20 protein-coding genes are annotated in these 26,017 nt (G+C 50.0%); 16 read left to right on the top strand and 4 right to left on the bottom strand.

What is annotated here, in order from left to right; translation table 11 throughout:
* Positions 1-504: 504 nt before the first annotated feature.
* Positions 505-1,317 carry an AraC family transcriptional regulator gene (locus FHT67_RS03965; RefSeq protein WP_167195891.1) on the bottom strand — a complete coding sequence of 271 codons (813 nt, stop codon included), beginning with the start codon at positions 1,315-1,317 and terminating at the stop codon, positions 505-507.
* Between the two features lie 123 nt (positions 1,318-1,440).
* Here FHT67_RS03965 and FHT67_RS03970 point away from each other — a divergent pair, with 123 nt between their 5' ends.
* From FHT67_RS03970 to FHT67_RS03985, 4 genes are all read left to right on the top strand, one after another.
* On the top strand, positions 1,441-2,946 hold the full coding sequence (locus FHT67_RS03970; protein WP_167195895.1) for an ABC transporter substrate-binding protein: 1,506 nt from the start codon (positions 1,441-1,443) through the stop codon (positions 2,944-2,946).
* 68 nt (positions 2,947-3,014) lie between these two features.
* Positions 3,015-3,989, top strand: coding sequence for a carbohydrate ABC transporter permease (locus FHT67_RS03975; protein ID WP_165930576.1), 975 nt, complete (start codon positions 3,015-3,017; stop codon positions 3,987-3,989).
* Positions 3,986-4,837 (top strand): carbohydrate ABC transporter permease, encoded by an 852-nt coding sequence (locus FHT67_RS03980; RefSeq protein WP_207918098.1) that lies wholly within the window; start codon positions 3,986-3,988, stop codon positions 4,835-4,837. The genes FHT67_RS03975 and FHT67_RS03980 overlap by 4 nt, the downstream gene beginning before the upstream one ends.
* A gap of 66 nt (positions 4,838-4,903) precedes the next feature.
* Positions 4,904-6,382, top strand: coding sequence for a sulfatase family protein (locus FHT67_RS03985; protein WP_167195898.1), 1,479 nt, complete (start codon positions 4,904-4,906; stop codon positions 6,380-6,382).
* A gap of 1,186 nt (positions 6,383-7,568) precedes the next feature.
* On the opposite strand, the gene FHT67_RS03990 is transcribed toward FHT67_RS03985, so the two are convergent.
* Complete coding sequence (locus tag FHT67_RS03990; protein ID WP_132304146.1) at positions 7,569-8,126, bottom strand: TetR/AcrR family transcriptional regulator; 558 nt, start codon at positions 8,124-8,126, stop codon at positions 7,569-7,571.
* A gap of 241 nt (positions 8,127-8,367) precedes the next feature.
* Here FHT67_RS03990 and FHT67_RS03995 point away from each other — a divergent pair, with 241 nt between their 5' ends.
* The 4 genes from FHT67_RS03995 to FHT67_RS04010 all read left to right on the top strand — a co-directional run bounded on the left by FHT67_RS03995 (position 8,368) and on the right by FHT67_RS04010 (position 11,688).
* Positions 8,368-9,375 carry an oxidoreductase gene (locus tag FHT67_RS03995; protein ID WP_132304148.1) on the top strand — a complete coding sequence of 336 codons (1,008 nt, stop codon included), beginning with the start codon at positions 8,368-8,370 and terminating at the stop codon, positions 9,373-9,375.
* A 59-nt stretch (positions 9,376-9,434) separates the two neighbouring features.
* On the top strand, positions 9,435-9,899 hold the full coding sequence (locus tag FHT67_RS04000; RefSeq protein WP_167195901.1) for a cupin domain-containing protein: 465 nt from the start codon (positions 9,435-9,437) through the stop codon (positions 9,897-9,899).
* A gap of 106 nt (positions 9,900-10,005) precedes the next feature.
* On the top strand, positions 10,006-10,431 hold the full coding sequence (locus FHT67_RS04005; protein WP_132304152.1) for an ester cyclase: 426 nt from the start codon (positions 10,006-10,008) through the stop codon (positions 10,429-10,431).
* Positions 10,432-10,623: 192 nt separating this feature from the next.
* Positions 10,624-11,688, top strand: coding sequence for an SDR family NAD(P)-dependent oxidoreductase (locus FHT67_RS04010; protein ID WP_167195904.1), 1,065 nt, complete (start codon positions 10,624-10,626; stop codon positions 11,686-11,688).
* A 138-nt stretch (positions 11,689-11,826) separates the two neighbouring features.
* Here the strand turns inward: FHT67_RS04010 and FHT67_RS04015 are convergent, their stop codons facing one another.
* A complete protein-coding gene (locus tag FHT67_RS04015; RefSeq protein WP_167195907.1) occupies positions 11,827-12,846 on the bottom strand; it encodes an alpha/beta fold hydrolase in 1,020 nt (339 codons plus the stop codon).
* 143 nt (positions 12,847-12,989) lie between these two features.
* Here FHT67_RS04015 and FHT67_RS04020 point away from each other — a divergent pair, with 143 nt between their 5' ends.
* Entirely contained in the window at positions 12,990-13,898 is a 909-nt protein-coding gene (locus FHT67_RS04020) for a LysR family transcriptional regulator (RefSeq protein WP_167195910.1), read from the top strand.
* Positions 13,899-14,000: 102 nt separating this feature from the next.
* Here the strand turns inward: FHT67_RS04020 and FHT67_RS04025 are convergent, their stop codons facing one another.
* On the bottom strand, positions 14,001-18,230 hold the full coding sequence (locus FHT67_RS04025) for a DUF5057 domain-containing protein (RefSeq protein ID WP_167195913.1): 4,230 nt from the start codon (positions 18,228-18,230) through the stop codon (positions 14,001-14,003).
* A 253-nt stretch (positions 18,231-18,483) separates the two neighbouring features.
* On the opposite strand from FHT67_RS04025, the gene FHT67_RS04030 reads away from it, so the two are divergent.
* The 7 genes from FHT67_RS04030 (at position 18,484) to FHT67_RS04060 (ending at position 25,928) form a co-directional block, all read left to right on the top strand.
* Positions 18,484-20,148: a GspE/PulE family protein gene (locus FHT67_RS04030; protein WP_132304162.1), complete on the top strand. Its 1,665-nt coding sequence runs from the start codon at positions 18,484-18,486 to the stop codon at positions 20,146-20,148.
* 81 nt (positions 20,149-20,229) lie between these two features.
* Positions 20,230-21,273 (top strand): PilT/PilU family type 4a pilus ATPase, encoded by a 1,044-nt coding sequence (locus tag FHT67_RS04035; protein ID WP_167195916.1) that lies wholly within the window; start codon positions 20,230-20,232, stop codon positions 21,271-21,273.
* On the top strand, positions 21,273-22,481 hold the full coding sequence (locus FHT67_RS04040; RefSeq protein ID WP_132304166.1) for a type II secretion system F family protein: 1,209 nt from the start codon (positions 21,273-21,275) through the stop codon (positions 22,479-22,481). The genes FHT67_RS04035 and FHT67_RS04040 overlap by 1 nt, the downstream gene beginning before the upstream one ends.
* A gap of 67 nt (positions 22,482-22,548) precedes the next feature.
* On the top strand, positions 22,549-22,992 hold the full coding sequence (locus FHT67_RS04045; RefSeq protein WP_167195918.1) for a type II secretion system protein: 444 nt from the start codon (positions 22,549-22,551) through the stop codon (positions 22,990-22,992).
* Between the two features lie 39 nt (positions 22,993-23,031).
* Positions 23,032-23,823 (top strand): prepilin peptidase, encoded by a 792-nt coding sequence (locus FHT67_RS04050; RefSeq protein ID WP_347880073.1) that lies wholly within the window; start codon positions 23,032-23,034, stop codon positions 23,821-23,823.
* Positions 23,824-23,839: 16 nt separating this feature from the next.
* A complete protein-coding gene (gene pilM / locus FHT67_RS04055) occupies positions 23,840-25,336 on the top strand; it encodes a pilus assembly protein PilM (RefSeq protein WP_167195921.1) in 1,497 nt (498 codons plus the stop codon).
* On the top strand, positions 25,329-25,928 hold the full coding sequence (locus tag FHT67_RS04060; RefSeq protein ID WP_167195924.1) for a GspMb/PilO family protein: 600 nt from the start codon (positions 25,329-25,331) through the stop codon (positions 25,926-25,928). Before pilM ends, FHT67_RS04060 begins: the two co-directional genes overlap by 8 nt.
* Positions 25,929-26,017 lie beyond the last annotated feature (89 nt).

Here is a 26,017-nt window from a genome sequence, read left to right on the forward strand (position 1 = left end):
ATTTGACTGCATGGGAGGGCCCATACCCCGTCTATCGGCCGCAGGATGACTTTTTCACCTAGCAGAAATTCTGGGCGCATGAAGTCCATGCGTATGGTGGCCGCGTTTATATGTTCGCCACCTTCCGCCGGAATAGTCGTAGACTAAAAAAAAGTTGTAAACTGCGGCAGCAGTCCATCTTTAAGTTAATTGGAAAACTACCACGGATCTTAGTTGGCATTGTTCAACGTGGGGAGATAAACCCTGGAGCTCTTACTATGAATTTTACGCTTAGCGTGTCCAAGACAGCAACTGATATCTTGATAATGCACGAATGTCGGATGGCAAGAACATATATACTACGAAAGCCGCATAAACTGCGGCTTTTTTATTGTATAGAAGTTCTTGTCGTTTTCTCAAGACAAGAACTTCTATACAGCCCCGTGATCCTCGGAAATGAACGGTTTATGATGCCCAGCAGCGCAAAATGCCTTACCACGTACAGAGGCAACGAGAAGACCCCGATTAATAGTGCCTTGCGTGAGGTTTGGTAAGGGCAGCCTCGGCTGATCCGTTCAACCGGTAAGCGGACGGGGACAAGGACGTATGCTTTTTGAACATGCGGTAGAAGTAGGAGTGGTCGTAATAACCGAGGAACGTGGCAATTTCGGATACCGTTAGATCTGAACCGCCGAGCAGCCGGCAAGCTTCCTTCATCCGAAGCTGGTGCATGTACTGGATCGGGGACAATCCCATGACCTCGCGAAAGAGCGAGATCGTGTAATTCGGGGACCGCTGGATAAGTCCGGCCAGCTGGTCGATCGGGATGGCATCCCGGTAATGCTCCACCATAAACTGCTGGAGCTTCCCGGCAAGCTTGAGCTTATTGGGCGCGATGTCTGAGCTTTCCATCTCACGTGTGGCAATGCCGATGATCTCCTGCACAATTCCGGTGGAGACCATCCGGCGATTCTTCCCTTCTACGGTCCATTCCCGGTACAGCCGCTCGAAGCGGTGCCGGATATATTCGAAGCTGCGCAGCTTGCCGATGCGGAATTCGGACCTTGCCAGAAGCTCAATCTCGCCGGCTTCTTCCTCGCCATAGTTGAACAGCAATGTTAGCTTGGCGTGCTCCCCTTCGTAATTCTCGCTAGCCCGCCACGATCCCGCAGGGATGAAAAGCAGATCGCCTTTGACCGCGATATAGGATTTCTGGTTGACTGTATAGCGGATCTTGCCCTCGGTAATGAGCGCCAGAATATTGCAGGTCAGCCTGGCCATGCCGTTGCGCCAGTTTGGGATACGGTTGTCGTAATGAACGGAAATAAGCGATAACATGTCAGCAGCCTCTTTTCTTTTAGAGAGAGAATTGTACACGAAGCCGTTGGATTCTACATGACCTGGTCCGGGCGATCGGGTATTATTAGTTTATATCATAGTATACAGGGAGGAATAATATTAATGAAGGGGCTTGAGCGAAAAAAGAGAACCGCTATGATGCTGCTTGCCGCAATGAGCTTATTGTCGGCATGCTCGTCGAATGCGTCTGCGCCTGCCGAAGGCTCGGAGCAGACGAGTAACGCGGGAGCAAACACGGGGCAGGCCGAGCAAGTGACGCTGCGCGTAATGGATTGGAGCGACAGCACGAAGGCAATCCGGGAGGAGTTCCACCGGAAGTTTACGGAGAAATACCCCAATATCAAGATTGAATACACACAGCTAACGATTGACCAGTTCAAGAACACGATTCTAACGGCGGTGAAGTCGGAAGAGGCGCCGGATCTGTTCCCGATCCCGACCGGCATGAAGCTGGCGACCTTGGTGAAGGACGGCTGGTTCCAGCCGCTTGACCCTTACATCGACGACAGTTTTAAGAGCTTGTTCATTGAAGGGACGTTCCAAGAGGGGACGACGAAGGTGGACGGCAAGATCTATGCGATTCCCGAATCGCTGTCTCTGCCGGGCACGCTGCTCTTCTACAATAAGAAGCTGTTCCAGGAGGCGGGGCTTGATCCCGAGAAGCCGCCGGCCACGTACGACGAATTCCGCGAAGCCGCCAAGAAAATTACGGAAGCGGGCCACGGGAAGTATTATGGCATTATCGAAGGCGGCAAACAGACGAACCGCTGGACGGATGCCGCAAGAGACTGGTCTGCCCTTGCAGGAAGCGGATTGAACAGCCAGTCGCCGATTAGCCTCGTCACGAAGAAAACGACGTACGATTCGGAGGCCGTGCTGGGTCTATTCGACCTGTTCCAATCGATCGCCAAGGACGGCAGCTATCATCCGAAGACGATGAGCCTGTCCGCGCCGGAAGCCCGGGCACTATTCGCGCAAGGCCAGGCCGGGTTCATTATTCAAGGCGCCTGGAATGTCGGGGTATGGAAGCGGGATAACCCCGAGCTTGACTTCGGCGTCGCGCCGCCTCCGGTTCCGGACAGCCGGCAGAAAGGCGCGCTTCCGTTGACCAGCTCAGGAGGCTGGCTCGGCTTGTCCGCGAAGTCGGAGCATCCGAAGGAAGCAGCGCTCTATCTGAAGGAATACTACGGCGGCGATTTCTTCCAAGCGAAGAAAGTGGAGACCGGCGATTCCTTCTCCGTCGTTAAAGGCATTAATGAGAAATATGCGACTTCCGAGCAGCTAAAGCAATATTACGATATCGCGAATCAGTATGGCCGGATGGTCCCGGATCCGAACATCTTGAACCCTGCCGTCTCCGAAGTGTTCGCGGCGTTCAAGGACGTGCATCCAAGCTTGGGCGAGCTGCTGGCCGGCGTGGTCGGCGGCGCGATCTCGGATGCGCCCAAGAAGCTTCATCAACTGTCCGAGCAGCTGGACCGCGCGTGGTCGGAGGCGATCGAGGCGGCAAAGAAGAACGGCGCCGCGGTCGACGCCAAGGATTTTGAATTCGCTAATTGGAAGCCGCTGGAGAATTACGAGGCTGATGATTATGCTGCAGCCAAATGATCTAGGAAGCCATGCACTGGTGTGGAGGAATGGCGTTATCCCTATTCCTCTCCCTGAAGGAGGACGCCATGAAATTGCAAACTGAAGTATTACCTTCTAAGGGAACATTGGGACGGGGGCGGACAGCACGATCCCGCCATACTCGTGTCCAGTTTTGGTGCTGGCTGTTCGTGCTGCCGAATCTGACACTGTTCCTCTTGTTTACGGGCTGGCCGATCGCGGTCAGCTGGTACTATTCGCTGCTGGACTGGTCGGGGCTCGATTCTCGTTCCGCCTTTATCGGTCTCGATAATTTCAAATCGCTGATCGCCGATTCGTACTTCTGGAAGGCGTACCGAAACACATTTGTCTTTATGCTGGGCGCCGTCCCGCTGCAGATTGGGCTTGCGCTTGCCGCAGCGGTCATTCTGAATCATCCGAAACTGCGCTTCGCAGCCTTTTACCGTACGGTTATCTTCCTGCCCGTGGTGACGACCGCCTCGATCGTCGGGATTATCATGGTGTACATCTGGGCGTCCGACGGCGCGGTCAATTGGCTGCTTCAGCGTCTTCACATCCTGAATTCGCCGATCAACTGGCTGGGCGATGCGGATTGGGCGCTGTTCACGGTCATTATCATCTACGTATGGAAAAATCTCGGCATTAACGTCGTGTACTGGCTAGCCGGTTTGCAGAGCGTTCCGCGCGAACTGCACGAAGCGGCCAAAGTGGATGGCGCCGGGTTCTTCGCGGTATTCCGGTACATAACGCTGCCGCTAATCGTGCCAATCGGCCTGATCATTCTGCTGCTCGATATCGCAGGCGCGTTGAAAGTATTCGATCTGGTGAAAACGATGACCGACGGCGGACCTTTCTTCGCTACGGATGTCGTGTCCACCTATATTTACCGTTACGCGTTCTCCAGCGAGCTCGGCCTGCCTAGACTCGGCTACGCATCGGCGGCGGGCATTCTGTTCGCGGCGACCGTGCTCGCGATTGGCGTCATCCAGCGGCTGTGCACCGGTCTTGGTAGGCGCGGCAGTGAAAGGAGCGTGAAGCGATGAACGCGATTGCCGCCAAGAAGGTGCTGCGGACCGTCAGAAAAGTACTGCTGTACCTCGTCTCCGCCGGTTTGCTCGTCATTTGGGTGTATCCGTTCCTATGGATGGTCGCCGCTTCCTTCAAAACGGAGGAGGAATTCTTTAACAACGGGCTCAGTCTCATTCCGAGCTCGTTACACTTCGCGAACCTAAGCCGGGCATGGAACGAAGGGAACTTCAGCCAGTATTTCGTCAATTCGGTCGTCATTACGGTTACCGTCATCCTCATCGTCTTCCTCGTGACGGCTACCTGCGGCTACGCGATCGGGCGTTATTCGTTCGGCGGCAAAAGGCTGATCGTGGCTCTATTTGCGGCCAGCATGTTCGTCCCGCTCGAGTTCGCGATCATCCCGATCTTCGAGCTGATCAAGAAGCTCGGGCTGATGAATTCGCTGCCCGGCGTAATCGCGGCGGAGTCCGGCGGCAGCCATGTCGTCTTCGTGCTCTTGTTCGCCGGGTTCTTCCGCCAGCTGCCAAGGGAGCTGGAGGATTCGTCCATTATCGACGGCTGCGGGTTCTTTCGGACCTTCGTCTCAATCATGCTCCCGCTCGCCAAACCGGTCATCGGAAGCATGATCATCATGCAGTTCATCTGGACGTGGAATTCCTTCCTTCTGCCGCTCGTGCTGACGTTAAGCAAGCCGGACATCCGGCCGCTGGCGGTCGGGTTATACGCGCTGCGCGGCGAGAATATCGTAGATTGGACAGGAATCGCGGCCGGAGGTACGATCGCCCTCGTGCCCATCATCGTCATCTTTTTACTGCTGCAGCGTTTCTTCGTAGACGGGATCGCCGGTGCGGTGAAAGGGTAGGGCAGTATCTAGGGGCATCGGGATGCCGCGGACAGACTATTAACAATGTTCAAAGGAGTGCTCGACATGAGAATTTTGCTGCTCGACCTGGATTCTACGCGGCCCGATCATCTCGGCTGCTACGGCTATCATCGGAATACGTCACCGAACATTGACCGGATCGCCGAAGAAGGGGTGCGTTTTACGAACTATTACACCTCGGATGCGCCGTGCTTTCCATCGCGTACCGCGCTAATGACCGGACGATTCGGTATTCATAACGGCGTCGTCGGCCATGGCGGAACCGCGGGTGATGTGAGGCATGACGGCGAAGACCGTCAATTCCGCAGCCGGCTGAATCATGAGAGCTTCCCTTCGCTGCTGCGGTCCGCCGGCCTTCGCACCGCGCTGATCAGCCCGTTCGGCGAGCGCCACTCGGCGTGGACGTTCTACGCCGGCTTCAACGAGATCCACAATACCGGACGAGGCGGGATGGAGTCGGCCGAAGAGGTCACGCCAGTCGTTCTGGATTGGATCGAGCGGAATGCGAGTCAAGATAATTGGTTCCTGTACGTCAATTATTGGGATCCGCATACGCCGTACAGGGCTCCGGATGCTTTCGGCCATCCTTTCCAAGACGAGCCGCTGCCGGATTGGATAACGGACGAGGTTCTGCTCGCGCATACGACGATGAAGGTAGGTCCACACAGCGCGCAGGAGATCAATATGTTCGATAACATTACCAATCCCAAGTATCCGAGGCATCCCGGCGAATTCAAGGACCGGGAGGGGCTGCGCAGGATGATCGACGGCTATGACACTGGCATTCGCTATATGGACGACAATATCGGGCAGCTGTTCAAGGCGCTGGAATCACAGGGAGTCATGGATGATCTGGTTGTCATCATTACCGCCGATCACGGCGAGAATATGGGCGAGCTTGGCATCTATGGCGAACACGGGACTGCCGACCAAGGGACGTGCCGGATTCCGATGATCATCCGGTGGCCGGGACTGGCGCGGGGTCAGGTAGACGAAGGACTGCATTATCATCTGGACCTGTTGCCGACGCTCGCGCAGCTGCTGGGCAAAGAACCGCAGCCGGGCTGGGACGGATCGAGCTATGCGCAGGTTCTGACGGGAGGAGCGTCCGTGGGCAGAGAGCGGGAGTATCTCGTCGTCTCCCAATGCGCGCATGTCTGTCAGCGCAGCGTTCGCTTCGGGGATTATCTGTACATTCGAACGTATCATGACGGGTTCCACTTGTTCGATAAAGAGATGCTGTTCAACTTGAAGGAAGATCCGCACGAGCAGCATAATCTGGCTGAGTCGTGCAAGGCTCTGTGCCGCGAGGCGGTCTATTACTTGAATGAATGGCATGATGGCATGATGGCTTCGATGAAGAGCGATATCGACCCGCTGTGGACGGTAATCCGGGAAGGAGGGCCCTACCATGCGAAGGGCCATCTGAAGGACTATATAACTCGGCTTGAGGAAACCGGAAGAGGCGAGGCGGCGCAGGAATTGATCCGTCGGCATCCGCGCGAAGGTCTGGGAACGAAATGAAGTTGGAGCGATATGCGGTGAATCGATGATTGACCAGCAATGCTACTGCTACCATGGATGGCCGGAAGTTCGGAATTCAAACCAAATGTTTACGGGAGTGTGGTAACAACAAGGCAATAGCTCGATTAAAAATATAAAAAAACAATTAGCGTTGTCATTAATCCGGCAACGCTTATTTTTATGGACATGAGTAAGCATTTTATGATAGTGATAAAAACAAAGATGAAAGCAAGTGATTATTTGTGACACAATTATAAGCAAGTGTCGGATGACAAGAACATTATCTCATTTAAGGCCGCTAAAATCGCTGCTTTTTTTGTTATGGGATAATCTTGTTGTCAAATCATAATGACAAGAACTTGATCTCATTCCCGACAGAGTAGATTCCCTGTATTTCCCAGGTCTGTAAAAGTGATAAGATCGTTATGATTTATAGCGATGAGGGCGGGCATCGGGTTATCGACGTAATTTGAATTCCTGCTTAATTGTGTAATATAAAATTGGTTTTTTAGGAGGACTGTGCTTAGCGTAACCAAGACAGTAACTGATATCTTGATAATGCACGATTTATTAAGCTACCATGAAAGAACGTATTAACTTTAATGCTCTGTGGTGCAGAAACAGATGCATGGATGGCTAACGGGCAGCATTAGTTCAATTAAATTAACCAACTGACGTTTGAAGTCCGGTGGCCTAATACTGAAGTTAAAGGCAGTTATACAGAATATCTCATGTAAGGAAGATCGGGGGAGCTGCGTGGAAGACGAATGGTTTTGTCCAGCGGTACAAAAGGTTATAGCTCATGGCTTATGCTGGGAATATTTTTTCGCTGGACGTGGTGGTCCCACAGATACTGCGGAGGAAATACGAGAATGGATTAAACGAACGGGTGCTTTCAAGGATTTAGATGCGTTCCAGGCGGTTTGTGAAACATGCAAATATAAACTTGGATGACTCGGCAAGTCCTTTTCAACTAACGTAATTACGATAGCTTAATAAAGACAGGACGGCAGCTCACAAATAATGAGCTGCCGTTTTATCAACTTAACCAAGGCAGCTGCTCAGCTGCCATTTTTATTGACTGAAGGATAGCGTGATTTTTGTGCAGATATTTAGAAAAATAAAGAAAGCAAAAAAGCCGATCTATAGTCGGCTTTCCGGATTGCAAGAGATGAAACATTCTCTCCTAGTTGTTAAGAATCAATCGAAGCAAATCTTCAATCATTTCGCGAAGCTCCGAAGAGTTTCTGGCGACAATCTTAAACCCGCGGCTTGCACTTGTTAAAAGATGAGCCAATTTCTCAGAGGATAGGCTATTTAGGCAGTTGGCCGATTTCAACTGGGATTCCAAGATGGAGACCAGAACAACCTCAAGCTTATTGTAGCTCGCATGGAGTGCCTCTTGAGCAAATGTATAGGAGCTTTCAGTCATTTCTTTTACTTCAGGTGAATCCAACGATTGATCAAAATTGTTAATTGACCATACCTCGAACGCATATAAAATTTTGTCTTCAGGCGTTTTCCTCGAACTAAGCCCTTCCACTATTTCTTCAATAAGAAGGTCGCCGTAATGAAGAATCGTCGCGTTAAAAACTTCCTCCTTGTTCTTAAAATACAGATAGAGGCCCGCACGAGAAATGCCGGCGGCTTCTGCTATTTCATTCATTGACACTCGCTTATAGCCATACTTGAAAAACACGTCCAATGCAACGGTTAGTATATGAAGCTTTTTTTTATCGTCCATGATGTAATTATTATACACTTTACAAACTTTGTCTAGTCGTATACTATATGCATATAGACATTAAACGTTATTTGTCTAAATATCAATAAAGGAGACTTATTATGATGATCACGCATAAATAAAAAATTACAATATGGGGTTGCCAACTGAACGAGCTGGACTTTGCGGCTAACATTACAATACGGATAGCAAACGCTCGATAAGCCATTTATTATACTAACCTTTAAAGGGGAACTTTATGATGACAACAATGCAAACACCAATCGGCTCCGGGTTTGGAGCTTCTGTAACAGCTGAAGACGTTATTAAAGGGATTGATCTTTCCGGCAAAACCGCCATCGTTACCGGAGGTTATTCCGGGCTCGGTCTTGAAACCGTACGTGTGTTGCGTTCAGCTGGCGCCAAGGTTATCGTTCCAACGCGTGACTACAATAGAGCGGTGAACGCTCTTGCAAACATCGACGGCGTTGATATTGAAGTGATGGACCTGATGGACTCTTCCTCGATTAATGCGTTTGCAGACAAGTTTCTTGCCACCGGACAAGCATTGCATATCCTGATAAACAGCGCAGGCATTATGGCGTCTCCGCTGTTCCGCGATACGAGGGGATATGAATCGCAATTCGCGACGAACCATTTGGGTCATTTCCAGCTTGTTGCACGGCTATGGCCAGCGCTGCGCAAGGCAAATGGCGCACGGGTGGTGTCGGTTTCGTCTTGGGGGCATCACTTTTCGCCTGTCGTATTTGATGATCCCAACTTCGATCGACGCGACTATGATCGCTGGGCAGCTTATGGCCAGTCCAAGACGGCCAACATTCTCTTCGCTGTCGCACTGGACAAACGCGGTCAGGCCGACGGCGTTCGGGCTTTCTCCCTTCATCCGGGCAGCATTGTCGGCACAGGTCTCGAAAAACATCTTTCGGAGGAGGAACTTCGAGCGGCCGGCGTCATTGACGAGCACGGACAGCCTGTTCTCGACCCCGCGAAAAATCTTAAGACGGTAGGACAAGGGGCCGCTACCAGCGTATGGTGCGCGACGAGTCCACAGCTTAACAATATGGGCGGCGTCTACTGTGAGAACTGTGATATCGCTTCTCTCGGGCATGACGCTGAGTCGGACTTTTATTTGGACAACGATTCAACCTTAACGGATTCCGGTGTGATGCCGTATGCGGTTGACGCCGAAGCAGCCGATCGGCTCTGGAGCCTTAGCGAACAACTGATAGGTCAAAAGTTTGTCATATAAGAGAAAGTGTTGGTGCAGCGGATAGATAAGATAAAAACGGATAGCGAGGAGAAATGAAAATGGAACAGGTTAATAGGGCTTTAAACAAAGCAGCTGTTACTTTCGCCAAGGATCTCGAATGGTTCGATACGATGCCGGGCGAACAAATGGCTATTCGTATTCACAGCAGTCAAGTTGGCGGAGCAATAACCGTCATTGAAGCGCGTGTACCAGCTTTGATTGGTCCGCCAAAGCATATTCATAAGGAAAGGGAAGAGATATTCGAGATTCTTGAAGGAACGTTCCGTTTCCAAGTGGGTGAGGAGGAATTAGAGGCTGCTCCAGGCACGAGTATCGTGGTTCCACGAGGCGTACCTCATGCGTGGGCAAACGTCGGGCCTAATAGTGGACGTATCCTTTTCACCTTCGCACCAGGCGGAATCGATGACTTCTTTCCTGAAATCGGCCGACATTCAATCGAGGAAATTGGGAGACTGGCCGAGCAGAATGACACCTTCATTATTGGGCCACCAATACTCGCTTAATACCGTTAACACTTAGAAATTAACATTTGGACTTCATAAAATAACTAAAGCGGGTCAGTCGATGAGTAATTTTGGCTATTCCGTGTAATCGACACGAGGTGATCATATGAATTTATCCAGCAATATCGGCGAAGAGCTTCTAACGGAGTTATGGGCCAACGTTTACAACCTTCCGCAGAACCTCGATGTCATCGACCGTCTCTGTACGGATGACTTTATTCTCTCGAACGCGGACGGTGACATTGTGGGTCGCGCTGCATTTAAGGAGTGGGCACGAACATTCACTTCGAAGATCCGCGACATCAAGTTAAAAAGCCTTGATATGTTCAGCGGCGCCGACGGCAAGCGCGTTGTATCGCGATGGGTAGTCACGGGATACAACCAAGGCGTACTTGGTTCTCTGCCCGACGATCGCCCGATTCAGCTTACCGGCATCGCGGTATGGGAGGTTCGTGATGGGAAGCTCGCCCACAACTGGGTGGAACGAAGCGCATATGAACTCTCGAAGCGACTTATGAAGCCTATAAAGTAACAGACTGCGGCATCAAACGAATTCTAAATAAGCAACGAAATTCCGCGTATACGCGGCTTTTCGTATCAATAGGCTAACCAGAATATACTGGTTAGCCTATTTTTTGATGGGCGGAAAACATGAATATTAATTATCGGTACAGGAAAATCTATCCTACATTATTTGAAAAACACTTTAAAGGAGCATTAGCTTATGATAACTGAGCAGAAACCGCTGCATTCCGGATACGGACCCGAAACAACCGCGCAAGAAATTGTAGCTGGTCAAGACCTTCATGGCAAGACAGTTATCGTAACAGGTGGGCATGGTGGGATCGGACTTGAAACAACTCGCGTGTTAGCAGGTGCCGGGGCAACCGTTATTGTCGGTGCCAGAAGCGTGGAGCGCGCACGAGAAATTCTTGCTTCTCTTCCTAATGTCGAGGTAATCGGACTCGACCTAATGGATCCGAACTCGGTTGAAGCATTTGCAAAAGCATTTATGAACTCTGGTCGAGAGCTGGATCTGCTTATTTTAAACGCTGGCGTAAGTTTTACCCCTGAACGAAAAGACGCACGCGGGTTCGATACCCATTTCGCTACGAATTATCTCGGGCATTTTCAACTGACGTTACGCTTGTGGGAAGCTTTGAAGCGTTCTGGTAATGCACGAGTCATCGCGCTTTCGTCCATAGGTCACATGATAGGACCGATCGATTTCGATGACCTGCATTTTAACAAAAGGCCTTATGATAAAAACATATCTTATGGGGAGTCGAAGACTGCGTGTTCGTTGTTCGCCGTGGAGCTCGATCGCCGCGGGCAAGAATACGGGATTCGCGCATTCGCAGTTCACCCCGGAGCGATCTTGTCCGGTTTGGTTCGGCATTTGAGTAACGAAGATTTGGCGGCATGGGGCGTTACTCGCAATGTAGACGGTACCTATACTTCATCCGGTGGCTTTAAAACTGTCGAGCAAGGTGCCGCTACTTCGGTTTGGTGTGCGGTAAGTCCAATGCTGAATGGCATGGGCGGCGTCTATTGTGAGGACTGCGATATCGCTGAGGTCGTACCGGCAGACAGCCAGCTTCAATATGGCGTTCGTCCTTGGGCCATTGATCCGGCGTCCGCAAAGAAGTTATGGGATATTAGTGAGAAGCTCCTTCATATTCAAAAGGATACCATTCCTAGCGTTGGAACGGATTTGGATTCAGATCGTTTGTTGAATATAGACATTGAGGAGCCAGTAGTTAACGATCAGCTGTCTTTTATGCGCTAATGTAAGGCTACTGTTGGATATCTTCGCACGATCACAGGAAAATCTGCCGAGCAACCGGCAGATTTTTTAGTTCAAGATTCAAGGTTTAGTAGGGGCAATTTAAATATAGCTTATGACTTGACTAACTTGATAATTGAGTTATTTTAGTTGTCTATTGGCTAACAAGTGTTTTAGGTGATCATCAATAAATTGATTATCGGCACTGTTGATTCCGCGACCGGCAAAATGGCCCCAGATCGAAGGGATTGGTTTAAAGACTGCATTAGGTATAAGCTTAGCTTCGTATTCATTATCGTCCGCTGTGCAGAAGAGGTCAGTGCTTCCCGGCATGATGCAGGCGAGAGCTTTAATGCTCTTAAGCGCTTTATCAAAATCTCCGTTATAGGAGGGGTTTGCACTAATATCCGCATGTTGGCCTGTCCATAACATGGCTAGGACATTATGTGGATCCATCTTCATAAAGCTATCTTCCCAGACGCCAGCCACAAAATCTTCTAAGGAGTCAAATCCCATCTTACGATAATGCTCCTCTCTATAAAACGCATGCGATAATCCCCATCCCGCATAGACCCGGCCAACGGCGCGCATGTCTTCAAAAGTCAGCTGGTTTAGTTTGCTTGAATCGAAACCAACCGCAGATAGCAGCGCAGCTTCCATACTCTTCAAGACAACAAAGGTATGCGGCCACGGCTTGGCAATTCCCGCGAAAGGTGCAATTCGCTCCACCATCTCAGGAAAACTTGCACCCCATTGAAAGGCCTGAATGCCTCCCATGGACCATCCAACTACGAGAGCAATCTTTTGAATGCCGAACTTTTCGGTAATCAGCCGATGCTGGAGCATGACATTGTCATAGATGGTCACCTGCGGAAACTTAGCACGGTCGAATGGAGGAGGTGTGTTGCTAGGAGACGAAGATAATCCGTTGCCCAGCAGATTCGGAACGATAATAAAATATTTCTCCGGATCGAGTGCCATCCCACTCCCAATTAACCATTCATTTTGAACATGCTGGTCGCCGAAAGCCGTTGGATACACAATGACATTATCTTTCTTTTCGTTTAATGTTCCGTAAGTCTTATAGGCAAGAAAAGCGTTCGGCAACGTCAGTCCAGATTGCAAAGATACGTCACCCAAATCAAAAGTTTCATACTCCATCGTGTTGTTTGCTCCTTTCGTGTTGAAACCATACATTTAAATTGTATTTCTTGTTGTTAGTATAGATCCGTGATATCCTCAATAAAAGTGAATGGAATTCATAGTAGTATTCAATAATTTTGAAAGTAAGGGAGGAACGTATATTGGAGTTGCGCCAACTAAAGACGTTCCGCATGGTTGCATCAACATTAAATTTCACTCGGGCTGCTGAAGTGCTGAATTACGTCCCCTCCAACGTCACGATGCAAGTTAAAGCATTGGAGGAAGAGCTTGGTGTCCGCCTCTTTGATCGCTTGGGCAAGCAGCTTGTTCTCACAACTGCGGGTAAGCGCTTTTTAACTCATATTCAAGCCGTTCTCGACAAATTGGATGAAGCTCACAGCGTCGTTCATGACAATGAAAATCTAACCGGCATCCTAACGATAAGTGCCAATGAGGTTATTTGCGCCTATCGGCTTCCAGCTGTCTTTCAACGGTTTCGTTCGCAGCATCCGGGAGTCCGTCTGATCTTCCGCTCCGTTCCGAATCAAGAGCTCAAGCAAACACTCTTTGATGGAACCGCGGATATTGTCTATATGTTGGACGAACCGATTCGATCGACCGGACTTACCGTGGAAACGTTGCTTGAAGAAAATTTCCGCTTGTTCGCCGCTCCAGATCACCCGCTCGCAAAACGGACTGTGCTAAAGCTTGAAGATTTTCACGGGCAAGTGTTCCTGACAAATGAAAAAGGCTGTCCCTATCGAACCATGTTTGACCGGTCATTTGAGAAAGAGGGCATTGATAGCATTACGTATTTAGAATTTCAAAGCGCCGAGGCCATTAAACAATGCGCAATTTCAGGAATCGGTATTGCCTTTCTTCCGGAAATCGTAACGGAAGCAGAAGTTGAACGAGGGGAACTAGTTCCCCTTTTATGGCAAATTCCAGACTTGCATGTGTATACACAGATGTTGTGGCATAAAGACAAATGGCTTTCACCTATCGTGTTATCTTTTATAGAAGCAGCAAGGGAAGTGCTTGCCTTACAAAATGAAGGTAAAACCGTTTAGTATGCTTAATAAACAGCAGTAGTCTAGGACTCTATTTTCGCGGCCAATATCAACAAACAGCCCCGATCCTCTTCAGGATCGGGGCTGTTTTTGGTTGCAGAATCAATATTTTTCGCCGCTGGTCGTGCTTCTTTCCACGATGATCGTTGTTTTTGCCGTTATGGACGGATCGTTTCTGTACGTGACCGTAATGGTGACTGTTCCCGTTTTTATGCCGTTTACGCGGCCGCTGCCGTCTACCGTTGCAAGGGATGGATTGCTCGAAGACCACTGCAGATCGCCTTTAATGTTTGTTTTGCCTGCGGCGGGACTGGAAGCCAGAGCAGCGAACAAATCCTTCAATTTGCCAACCTGGATCCGATAGGAGCTTTCCAGTCGGAGAGTAACCGATTTGACGGTGACCTCCTGTTCGGAAACGTAGACCTTCCCGTTCTTCGTATGAACCGTAACCTTGATGATCACTTTACCTGGTTGTTTGCCGGTAAAGGCCAGCGATTTGCTTGTGGTGGAACCCTTCGCATCTGCTTGCCCCGTAACCTTTGTAATGGCCCATTCATAAGAAGTAATGACATCACCGGTTGCCGTAGTCAGGTCAACAGACAGCGTTCCGTCCGTTCCAAGCTCGATTGCGCTTGGTCCCGAAATAACGGGAACCGGATCAATGACCTTGATGACCGCTCTGCCCGTCACTCCGCTGCCATCCTGCGCCTGTACGGTGATGGTCGCTTCTCCAACGCCAACGGCGGTGACAAGGCCTGAACTGTTCACGGTTGCTGCGCTTGAGTTGCTGCTAGGCAGCCAAGCAATAGATTTATCCGTTGCCTCCGTTGGACTTATGACTGGATGAAGCTGATAAGTGGAGCCTACGATCATAGTTGTGCCGGTCAGGGTAATGGAAGTGACTTTTTTAAACACGGTAACGCTCATTTCTTTGGTATACGTATGATTCTGGTCGGTTCCAACCGAAAGGCGGATAGTAGCAATGCCTACGTTTTTGCCTGTAACGGAAACGGTGCTGCTGGTTGTTCCGTTTAAGGCGATGTAGCTCGACCCGTCTTTCATACTCCACTGATAGCTTGTTATCTTTTCGTAATCCGCGGTATACAGGTTGGCAGTCAGGTCAATCGAATCGCCGGACGCGACGCGGTCCTGACCAACAATGTTAAGACCAGGTACAATGGCGGTTACCGCCGCGGTTGCGGATAATCCGCTGCCATCCGTTGCTCTTGCGGTGATATGGGCTGTACCGGCCGCTAAACCTTTCATAATGCCGGAGTTGTCCACCGTTACAAGATCCGGACGATCGGATTCCCAGATATACGTGGAAGCATAGGTTGCGTTAAGCGGCGCATAGGCCGGGATCATTTTCCGGCTGTCGCCAACTAACAGCGTAGTATGGTTTAAGCTAAGCGAGGTCAGTCTGGTTACAGCCTCCAGAACATAACCAGGGAAAGTCAGGGTTCTTGCGGATTGCTGTCCAATATCGTTAAACGTAAGGGCCGCGTTTTGAAGAGGGTATAGTCCGTCGGCCGTAGGCTTCACTCCAATCTGGAAGGACACCGGCGAAGCGATGTAACTATTGCCGCTTAAGGTGTACGTAATAGTAGGGAGAGTACCCGAAACGGTATATCCGGTTGCTGCCGTACCGGCTTTCGTCCATCCGGACGGAAGGCTGGTAATCTCCAGCTTCGCTGGCAAGGTTTCGATGAACGTCATATTCGTAATCTTCATTTTGTCTGCGGACAAAGCGTCGCTTGACGGAATCGCCTTTGGCGTAACGGTATAAGTGAAAGCAGCGGTTGTATTCGTCTGTACCCGGTTATCCGTTACATTGCTCGATACCGTACGGCTTAGATCGATGTTGGATTCTACTTTAACGATCTTCACGTTAATCGTTTGACTAACCTGAGCACCGCTCTTATCTTTGGCGATAATCTCGACCTTCAAGTCACCGCCGTTTGGAAGCGGGTTAGCAATCTGCTGGTTAATCGTACCGCCGGAGAGCATGGTTTTGTCCTTGAAAATCTCGTGAGATTGACCGCCGTAAATAAAGTTAACCGTTGTTCTGAGCTCGCGGTCCGCGAGGTCAAAGTCATCGACCTGGTAGTTGAGCAAAATATTTTGATAGGACGGGATGAAATTATTGCTTGCCGAATTGTACTCTACAGGCGAGTTCACCGTCAGCTGTGGGACATGGTTAGAGCCGATATACGCACGGTACATCGTATTGACGAACAACTGCTGCTCCCAGTCCGGGAAGCGGCTGTTCGTATGCCCGGAGCCCGAGTACGTTACATTCCCCTTGGAGTAAGTGTAGTAAGAATTCCAGCTGTCGCCGGAGGTTCGTTTGCCACCGCTCATGTTATACCAAGGAATAACGGTCGGATCTTCCAAGTTAAGCGTGTAATACTGGTTATGGGTAGTGGCTACATTCGTTGTATTGCTTAACAGGAAAGGAAATTGCGTCAATAAGCCGTCATTCACTTTTTCCGTTGTTGTTGAAGCTTCCGGAGCCCCGAGACCAAGATCCGTTCGCGGTGCAATCTGGCCGGTAATCGTCTGGAATTGTTTGAGCCAGTTGCCGCTGTTCGAGTTGCTGCTGTTATAGATCGTATCGTGGGTAAACATAACGCTTTGCCCTGTGTTTATAAAGGCGACAACGGCGGCCGCGGCATCGTCGTTAATGGGAGCGTTGTTGTTGTAGATGTCGCCAAAGCCAAAAATCAGCATATCGTATTTGCCGTTTAAGGTTTTGTAGCCCGTGCTGTTAAACGTGCTCATGTTCATGACATCGATGCTTACGCTATAAGCGTCTTTATTATTGCCGCTAGTCGGAGTGAGATAAGAGGAGCTCATGTTGTTCGTGTTATTTAATGTACTGGCACTGCTGTCGTTAGGCATAACCTGAAGAACCTTGATATTAATCTTCTGATCCTGGAACCGGTAAACCCCCGAAGCATAATCCTTCAGCTTGGTATTGAAATCCACCGCTTCAAGCCGCCAATATTGAATGCCGGAATAGCCCTTGGGCAGTGTGTAAGAGATTGTTCCCGTTGCGCTGTCCGCCTGCTTGGCAGCTACCACTTGCTCAGCGCCAAACGGCAGGGAGCGATCGGTGCTGATGTACAAATTAACCTCAATATTTTTCTGGCTGATATCTCCTACGTTATCAATCTTGTAGTTGAAAGTAATGGTGCTTCCTGCGCTGTACGAATTGGCCTGATTTGCCGTATAGTCGGTTGGTTTACCCGTTACCGTCAATTGCGGACGTACATTGGCTTTCTCCAGCAGATTGGTCTTGCTCATGAAGTTCGCCGCAGAAGAGATATGAGTTGAATCCACGAAAATAGCGTTTGCCGTGCTTCCGTCTTTATAAGGAAGGAAGTACTTCTTCAGCAAAGCCTTCGAGCTTGAGCTTAAATCCGCCTGATATTCGATGCCATTCCTGGTGGAAGCATCGTTGTAAAAGATAACGGGCAGACCTTTATTGATAAAATCATTCGTAATTTCATCTGCCTTCAGCTTCGTGATATCGTTCTGAATGCTGCTTGTGTTATGGTTATTGCTTTGCGTTGAACTCCCTGAGGATTGCGCGCTAAGCAAGGACATGCTGTAGGGCGTCTTTGTCTTGTTGTCCTTATCGACCAAGGTGCCTTTTCCTATGTACACCGCATCGTATTTACCGTCCAAATCATCACGGGAAGCAACAAATTCCTTCATGCTGTATGTATCGATGGTGAACGGGACGGGAGAGCTGCTTCCGAGTATGGAGGAGAGGTCCGATGCTCCGGATTCGGTTATTTCGAGTATTCGAACGGAATCGCGGAGGGAGGTAAGCTTGAATTTTTGGGAGCTTTGAATGGTCGTAACGCTGCTCAGACGCAGATTACTGCTTGAGGAGGTTGTGCTCATATATCTGCTCTTGGCTACAGAGTAGAAAGACACGGTTCCGTCGGGGTTAGTCGTAATCGAAAACCTTTGGTTATCGTTCGTATTGGTGTCGCTGCTTGCGGTCAGCGAGCTGTTGCTGCTGCCTGCCGTTAGATATTTTCCCGTATTATTCGATTTCAAAGTGTAATAGCTGCCTGACTTCGCCAATACGAAAAGCTCTTCCGTCCATACCTTGTCCGAGTCGGCAGCAGGAGTAGAGTTGTTTGACGTCACCTTCACGTATTTGCTTTTCTCAACCGATTTCAGCGCAACAAGTCCCAGGTCGAACGTATCCGCAGCTTCGGCATGTTTGGCGGGAAAGCCTACAAACGCGAACAGCGACCCGAAGAGAGTAATGACTAAGGCGATGGAAATTTTTTTCTGAAAACCTGCTAATTTCATAGTCCTATCCTCCTATTTTTACATTCTTTTTACATAGTTCCTAATACCTAAAATATTTCTTGAAATCTAGTAATAATGCGCTATAATCAGTTTAAGTCAGAGGGTCTATAGATGCAACATATAATAGAATAAATATTGCCAAAAATGGTTCCGTGGTCTAGAATTTTGGGTATAAAGAACCCGGTTTCGGCTTGATTTTATATCGCATTAGGTTTGCAGTCGCGAAGATATAAGAGAATGGGGCTGTTAAGAGATGGTGGCTATTAAGAAGAGACTAGGAGATTTATTGGTCGAGAGCGCCATAATATCCGAAGAACAGCTGCAGAAGGCGCTGCAAGAGCAGGGCAAATCGAAGCAGAAGCTAGGCGACTTGCTTATCGCGCAAGGCTACATAACCGAGCAGCAGCTCATTGAAGTATTGGAATTTCAGCTAGGAATCCCGCATGTCAGCTTGTATAAATATCAGATTGATCCGGAAATTACCCAGATCATCCCCGAAAGCATGGCCAAGCGCTACCAGGCGATCCCGCTGCAGAAGGACGGCGGCAGGCTTATGGTAGCCATGGCGGATCCTCTTGATTACTTCGCGATCGAAGAGCTGCGCATGAGCACAGGCTTCCGAATCGAACCGGCTATATCCAGCAAAGACGAATTGCAGCGGGCTATCGCAAGACATTACGGCCTGCAGGACTCCATGAGTCAGATGATGATTGACCTTCCGACGCAGGAAGAGATCCGCGAGACGGAAATCACGGACGAAGATTCTCCCGTCGTACGGCTTGTGAACCAGATGATTCAGCAGGCGGTACAGCTTCGAGCCTCCGATATTCACGTTGACCCGGGTGAGACAAGCGTCACGATCCGTTACCGGATTGACGGCGTGCTGCGCACGGAACGGGCTTTGCCTAAGCAGATGCAGGGCTTTATTACCGCAAGACTTAAAATCATGTCCAAATTAAATATCGCCGAGCGGAGGCTTCCGCAGGACGGCCGGATGAAGATGCAGTTCGATTTCAAGACGGTAGATATCCGCGTCGCATCCTTGCCTACCATTCACGGCGAGAAGATTGTTCTTCGTCTGCTTGACCTGAGCACGGGCGTGAAAGCGGTCGACCAGCTTGGCTTCAATAACCATAACGTCCAAGTATTTAAGGAAATGATTGAGCGGCCGTACGGCATACTGCTCATTACCGGCCCGACGGGCAGCGGCAAAACAACGACCCTGTATTCCGCGCTCAGCCACCTGAATGAAGAGGATACCAACATTATTACCGTTGAAGATCCGGTAGAGTACCAGCTGGACGGCATTAACCAGGTCCAGGTTAACCCGACCATCGGATTAACCTTCGCAACCGGTCTGCGCTCCATCCTTCGTCAGGACCCCAACGTGGTCATGGTCGGCGAGATCCGGGACACGGAGACCGCAGAGATTGCGATTCGCGCCTCCCTGACCGGCCACTTGGTATTGTCCACCTTGCATACGAATGATTCCGTCAGCTCGATTACGCGGTTCCGGGATATGGGAGTTGAGCCTTACCTAATCGCGTCATCGCTTATCGGCGTAGTTGCGCAGCGGCTTGTCCGCAGGATATGCAACGACTGCAGGGAAGCGCAAGAGCCTACCGAACAGGAGAGATTGTTCTTGAAAAGCCGGGGGATTCAGGCACAGACGCTTTACCGCGGCCGAGGCTGCGGCAATTGCGGAAGCACGGGTTACCGCGGCAGGGTGGCTATTCATGAGGTTTTACAGATCAATAACGAAATCCGCGAGCTTATCACATTATCCGGTTCGTTAAGCGAGCTTCGCGAGGCAGCAGCCAAGCAAGGGATGATTCAGCTAATGGACGACGGATTGGAAAAGGTAACCCGCGGCATTACGACACTGCAGGAAGTTCTCCGCGAAACCGTGGCCAATTAGTGGAATGTTTACGAAACAAGAATCGCCACGACAGCCTATTTGCCTCTCATTTTCGTGGTGCTTCCTTTTAGGAGGACAGCCGTGTTTAACGAACCTATTCTAAATTGGCTTAAGCAGGCTCATGAGCTCCGGGCATCGGACTTGCATCTGTCGGTTGGCAGCGTTCCGGTATTCCGGATTAATGGAGAACTCCATAAGCTTGGCGATTCCGCCGTCACTGCGGATGCAGCAGAGGAGATGGCATTAAGCCTGCTGTTAAATGAGCAGGCGGATAAACTCCGCGCGATGGGGGAGGTAGACTTTTCCCTTTCTTTGCCGGGGTACTGCCGTTTCAGGATCAATGTATACAAGCAAAGAGGTTGCATTAGCCTTGCCGCCAGAACGATTCCGACTCAAATCCCGACCTTGGAGCAGCTCCAGCTGCCGCCGTCTCTAGCCTTGCTGGCGGAGAAGCACCAAGGGCTCGTGCTGGTGACGGGGCCGACGGGAAGCGGGAAATCTTCGACGCTTGCCGCCTTGATCGACCATATTAACCGGACGCAGGCGAGACATATCGTAACCCTCGAAGATCCTATTGAATTTGTGCATACAAGTCAGTCCTCGATTATCGATCAAAGAGAGGTCGGTCAGGATACAAGCAGCTTCTCAAGCGGCCTGCGCGCCGCGCTCCGGCAAGATCCCGATGTGATTCTCGTTGGCGAGATGCGTGATCTCGAGACGATATCCGCTGCGATTACGGCAGCGGAGACCGGGCATCTTGTATTGGCAACTCTGCATACTTCCGATGCACCCCAGACGATTGACCGGATCATTGACGCCTTTCCCGCGCACCAGCAGGGACAGATTCGAACGCAGCTGGCATCCGTACTCGTTACCGTTGTGTCGCAGAGGCTGCTTCCGAAGCGGGGAGGAGCAGGCAGAGCGTGTACAACGGAGATTCTGGTCAATACGCCGGCCGTCTCCAACCTGATCCGGACGGAAAAGGTGCATCAGATTAAAAGCATCATGCAGACAAGCCGTGCCCAAGGCATGCACACGCTGGAAATGTCCGTGAAGGAGCTGCTCCACTCCGGCATCATTCACCCATCCGCGGCTAAGCCCTATATGACGGAAGGAGGTTTCTAATGCCGCAATTTGCTTATCATGTGAAGACGAACGGCGGCAAGCAGCTGCAAGGAAAGCTGAACTCCATGGATAAGTCCTCGGCGGTAGAGGAGCTGCGTAAGCGCGGGCTGACGGTATTATCCGTCGAAGAGATCCGAAAAAGCGTATTGTCTACCGAAATTTACATTGGCAATCCGGTGAAAAGCATTCATTTTATTATTTTTTGCCGTCAATTCTCAACGCTAATCCGGGCAGGGGTTACGATTGTGGAAGCGACCAATATCCTAGCCGCTCAGACGGAAAGCAAACCGCTAAAGAAAGCGTTGGTAGACGTAAGCTCGGCTCTTCTAAGAGGTATTCCGTTCTCTCAAGCCGTGCAAGAGCATAAGCGGATTTTCCCGCCGTTATTTGTCAGCATGATCCGAGCAGGCGAAGAGACCGGGGATTTGGACGGCACGCTGGACCGGCTGGCTCTTTTCTTCGAGAAGGCTCATACGACCAAAGAAAAAATCAAATCCGCGATGACCTATCCGGCGGTTGTTGGCCTGATGTCCATCGCTTCCGTTATTTATTTGCTGCAGGGCGTTGTGCCTCAGTTCGTCACGATGTTTGAATCGTTTGATTCCGAGCTTCCGGCAATTACGAAGATTGTGTTGGCACTCAGCAAAAGCATGTCCCATCAATGGTATTACTGGCTTCTATCTTTGATCGTCCTGATTGCGGCCTATCAGATATACAAACGGACGGAGCGGGGGCGGTATGTGCTGGATTACGCCAAGCTGAAGGTACCGATCTTCGGCAAGCTCGCGCAAAAAGGCGCAATCGCCCAAATGTCGAGGACGCTGTCCTCGCTGTATGCTAGCTCCGTGCCGGTGCTCCAGTCTTTGGCCATTGTGGAGGAGGTGGTAGGCAATAAAGTGATCGGCGGATACATACGGAAATCGGGGGAGTCGCTGCGTCAAGGAAATTCCTTGTCGGAGCCGTTCAAGAAAGCGTGGGTATTCCCTCCGTTGGTAACGCAGATGATTGCGGTTGGGGAAGAGACCGGCTCGCTTGACCAGATGCTGGCCAAGATCGCGGACTTTTACGAGATGGACGTCGACAACACGGTCGACCGTCTGAAGTCTTTGATCGAACCTCTCTTGATCGTTTTCCTTGCGGGGGTAGTCGGGCTGATCGTTATGGCGATTATTTTACCGATGTTCACCTTGTATTCCAGTGTCCAGTAACCATGGGGGCTTACTAGCTAGACAACATAGAAGAGACAAAAATCTAATATTTCAGGAGGAAACCGACATGTTGAAAAAAATGATGAAACGTCTGAAAAAAGAAGAAAAGGGCTTTACACTGATCGAGCTCTTGGCGGTTATCGTTATTCTTGCTGTGATTGCGGTAATTGCGGTTCCGTTGATTGGTAAAATTATTGATAACACGAAGAAGGACGCGGATGTTGCTACAGCGCAACAATTGTATGATGCTGCAAGATTGTATGTAACTGGAGAGTTGGATGGAGATTTTAATAATAAATCTATTACGTTTAAAAATTTAGCGGATTCGGGTTACATTGCTGCAAATACTGTTCTACCTAGTTCAAAAGATCCAATTGCAGCAACATCTGCAGTAAAATTCGATGCATCCGGTAATCTAGATTTTGTTACTTTGAATAGTAAAACTATTGACGCTGACGAAATAAAAGATGGTAAAGCGGCAACACCAACACCAACTCCTACTGCGACCTAGTATATAACACCAGAAATCGGATAACCCATCCGATTTCTGGTGTCTAACAACACTAAACCGAAAGCGAACCCGCCTATGACCCTATTTCTCGCAATCTATTTGTTTTTTTTAGGCTTAATCGTAGGCTCCTTTTTTAACGTTGTTGGGCTAAGGATTCCGATCAAGCTATCGGTTGTATCGCCGCCGTCGCAATGTCCGAAATGCGGGATGCGCCTTAAACCGCGTGATATGATGCCCGTTGCGAGCTACCTTTTGTCCCGCGGACGCTGCCGCCAGTGCGGCAAACGGATTTCTCCTGTATACCCGCTTGGGGAATCGATCACCGGCATTTTGTTTGTATGGATCTATCTTACCTTCGGAAACAGCTGGAATACGGTAATAGGCTTGCTCCTTGTCAGCATGTCGGTCATTCTTACCGTCTCCGATTTGAAATATATGCTTTTGCCCAATCGTATTTTGCTCTTCTTTGCCCCACTATTTATTATGCTTAGATGTCTATTCCCGGCAGGCTCCATCTGGCTTCATCTCGGAGGGGCGTTTGCCGGAGGCGGTGTTCTGCTGGCCGTTGTTATTCTTACGAGAGGCGGCATGGGGCTTGGCGATGTTAAGCTGCTCTTCCTGCTAGGGTGGATCCTCGGGCTGCCGAATTTGATTCCCGCCTTTATTCTGGCCTGCTTCTTCGGCAGCTTAATTGGCGGATTATTAATGCTGTTTAAGGTTGTGAAGAGAAAGCAGCCCATTCCGTTTGGGCCGTTTTTATTGCTTGGCGCGTTGCTGTCCTTTGCTTACGGCGATGCAATGATTGATTTGTACCGTTCAATTCTGATGTAGCGGGATGTGAGGAAGAATGCTCGATAGCAGCAAGCGTGTTGGTCTAACGATCGATCATGGCGGAGTACGCTACGCGAGAGTAAGGAAAAGGAAAAAGGGCTGGGAAATCGAGAAGACCGGCTTCCTGCCTTTTGCCGATGGAGTCATTCTTGAGGATCACTTCACGAACATGGAAGAGCTTCGCTCCAGTCTGAAGGAGTGGGTGAAGAAAGAGAGGCTTAACGGCACTTCGATTACGCTGTCCATTCCGACATCGCAGATCATTATCCGGAAGCTTCAGATCGGGACCGTTCATGAAAAAGAGCTGGACCAGCTGATTAATCTCGAAGTCGAGACGGCGCTTCATCTTCCGTTTGAAGATCCGGTCTATGATTATATCGCTGCCGGATCGGATGAGCAGTCTACCAATGTACTCGTATACGCCTCCCCGCAAAGATGGCTTAAGCAATGCATTGAGCTGTTGGAGAACGCGGGCCTGAAGGTCAAATACGCCGAGCTGGCTTCAACGGCTTTCGCGAGGGCGATTCAAGCCAGGTACTTAGACTCGCTTGAAAATACGATGCTCATTCATCTGGATAAAGCGAATGTGGAAGTGTATATGTTCCATAAGGGGCATCCGGTCTTTATGCGGGTCATTAACGAATATGATTACAGCGGCTCCATTGACGGAACGTTTACCCCGGAGCTGATCTCCAGTATTAATGCGGAGATTTCCAGGCTTCTCAGCTTCTATCAATACAGTATTCATGAAGGTCATGCTCGGATAAATCAGGCGATTATCGCCGGCGAGCTGGCCGGGCGTACCCAGCTGGCAGCCGAGCTGCAGCAAGCGCAGCCGGAAATGAGAGTCGAGACCGTCGAGCTGGAATCGCCGCTTCGCAAGCGGATCCGCAGGAAGCTTGACGAATATATGATTCCGTTCGGTCTTGCCATTCGCGATAAAACGGTTCCAGGCATTAATCTGATGCCGGAGAAAGCCAGAAAGACCAGGCCTATTCCGGCCAAGCTGCTGATCGCGGGCATCTTATGGCTGCTTTGCCTTGGAGCTATTCTTGCGCTTAATACGAACAACAGGCTTCAAATCTCGGATTACGAGCATACCGTGCAAGTCATCAAGGATAAAACGGCTTTACTCCAGCAGCAAATATCGACGCAAAATTCGGAGGCGCAAGCGGATGCCGATCCGCAGGCGGTCGTGAAGTATATTAACGATAACAGACAGGATGCCGTTGCCGTTCTGGACGAGCTGACGAATCGGCTGCCTTATGGCTCCAGGCTTGCAACGATTGAATACAACAAGCCCGGAAAACTGTCCCTTACGTTCAAAAGCACGGATTTAACAGCGTTATCCATTTACTTGACGAGCCTTCGTGCCATGCCGTTTGCCGGGAACGTTCATCTGCGGTCTTTTGCCGATAATAACGGCCAATGGGTAGGAAGCTACGAGATCACTTGGAAAAAAGCATCTGCTTCAGAACAGACTGACGCAGGAGGATCGGACAATCATGGATAATACGAAAAACCGCTCGCTTGGCCTTATTGTCATGATGCTGCTCTTTCTTGTGCTGCTCCTGTTGTACGTCGTATTGCTTCAGCCGTCCAGCAGCAAGCTATCGGATCAGAAGAAGCTTGCGGAGCAATCCGAAATGCAATTAAATGCCCTGCAGGCGAGCGTGACTAAACAAGAGGAAGGAAGCGGGCTGGCGGAGCAGGATATGCAAGCTGCTCTTCCACTATGGGATAACTCGGAACAGCTTGTTGTTACGCTCAAAAGCTTAAGCCTTCAGACCGGAGCGAAATTAAGCAGCGCAACCGTTGATCTTCCGGGCGAGAATAAGCTCAACGCTTTATCCGGCGGTGAAGATCCCTTGTATCCAACCGTGAAGGAAGTGAATGTACACGTGTCTTTGCTTGGCACCTACGCACAGGTGAAAAGCTGGATGGCTCAGCTTCAGCAGCAAAAGCGCCTTATTGTGATTAATGACTTTACCCTGCAGCAGACCGACAGCGGAATGAATTCGACGGAGCTGTCATTTACCGCGTATTTCGACCCGTCCTACAAGGCCTTATTGAAGGATCCGATCTTGCCGGCTACGGCCGAATAAGAGGAATAACACAGCAGTGGAGGAACCCTGAACGATAGGGAGAGCCTTACTGCTGTCTTCTTTTTTGACGGCTAATATTCATCGGTTCT

It is taken from the genome of Paenibacillus sp. BK720, assembly GCF_011761545.1.
Lineage (GTDB): Bacteria > Bacillota > Bacilli > Paenibacillales > Paenibacillaceae > Pristimantibacillus.